Genomic DNA, 1,519 nt, shown 5'->3' on the forward strand with positions numbered 1-1,519 from the left:
GTGAGACACCCTCTGTCAACCACGGTTTCAGGCGGCGCGTCCGAGGGCTCGGTTGCGGTTGGCGACGTGCGTGGCCTCGTCGTAGAGCACGCCTTTGGTGAGGCAGTGCCAGAGGATCTCGAGCCAGCGGTTACCCAGGGCACGCAAGGCGGCATGGTGACTTTTCCCCGCCGTGATCTTTTCGTCGTAGAACTGCCTGGCCCAGCCGCTGAGCTGGAGGCTGCAGAACGCCCACTGGTGCACGGCGTCGCCGAGGTAGCGGTTGTGCGCGAGGCGGCGGGCGACGACGAAGTCGCTTTTCCCGGAGCGGCGGGTTACGGGCGCCCGACCGGCGTAGCACTGCAGGGCGTTCGGTGCGTCGAACTGTCCGACGTGTTCGCCGATCTCGCCGGCGACCCGAGCTGCGAGTCGGTCTCCCAGGCCGGGGAAGCTCAGGTAGATGTCCCCGCCCGGGAACGCCTTCCCCGGGTCGGGGTCCTTGACGGTGTGGTCCCGGCCGGTACGTGGGCCGCCAAGCAGCAGTTCACCCATGCGGCGTTCCCAGCCGCGCCGCGCCTCGTGCAGCGCGAGCAGTTGCACCGCGGCCAGCCGGATCCCGGCGGCCTTGGCCCGCACCAGGTAGTCCCGGGTCGCCAGCGACGGCGCCGCGAGTGCGGCCGTGACCTTGTCGGCGAACTTCTCGGGCCAGCCGTGCCTGCCGGCGCGGGCGAATGCGGCCAGGTCCTCGCGGCTGGCCGCGGCGAGATCGGGCTGGGTGGGCCAGCGTTCGAGCAGCCGCAGCACCGTCGGGGCGCCCAGGTCGCTGCCGGCCAGCTTCAGAGCGGCGGGGTAGGTGGCCTGCAAGTCCGCGCGCAGCCGGTTGAGCAGGCGGCGCTGGTCGCGGGCGGCGCGCTCGTCGTCGCGGGCGATCGCGCGCAGCTCCCCGCCGATCTCACCGTGGGGCACGAGCTGCTTGAGGCTGGCGTGCCGGTCCAACGCCAGCAGGCAGCAGATCCGGGCGTCTTCGGCGTCGTCCTTCTTGCGCGCCGGCCCACGGCGGCGCGCGACCAGGTCCGGGTTGACCGGGACCACGGCGAACCCGGCGTCGAGCAGCGCCTCGACAAGCAACCCGTGCCGGGTCTCGAGCACGACCCGCACCTCGGCCGGGTCCGGTTCCAGAGCCAGGCAACGCCCGATCAACCGCTCCACACCGGCCGGGCCGTGCTCGACACGGAACTGCTCTACGACTCCTTTCTCCTGCGTTCCCAGGGCGATGTCATGAAACTCCTCGGCCCAGTCGATACCGACCGCGAGCACGCGTTCTCCCTTCCCTGCCCCCGCTGTTCTCATGGTGCGCGGCGGACCGGGAAGGCGCTGCGTCGTGCTGATGGACCAGTCCTCGCGGGACCACACCCTCCTGGGCGTCAGGCCTTCGCCGGGTCCAGGCAGGAGCGCCGTCTCACATCAGTCCTCACGGGACAAGCACCGCAAGCGCTCCCTGCCGGGATCCACCGTGCGAAGGGAAGGTAGCGCCATCAGC

General features: G+C 71.2%; 1 protein-coding gene. It reads right to left on the minus strand.

Annotated features, from left to right (window positions below; genetic code table 11):
- Positions 1-27: 27 nt before the first annotated feature.
- Positions 28-1,296, minus strand: coding sequence for an IS110 family transposase (locus tag AB1460_RS37410; protein ID WP_368967287.1), 1,269 nt, complete (start codon positions 1,294-1,296; stop codon positions 28-30).
- Positions 1,297-1,519: the final 223 nt, after the last annotated feature.

It is taken from the genome of Parafrankia sp. FMc2 (genome assembly GCF_041008525.1).
Classification (GTDB): domain Bacteria; phylum Actinomycetota; class Actinomycetes; order Frankiales; family Frankiaceae; genus Parafrankia.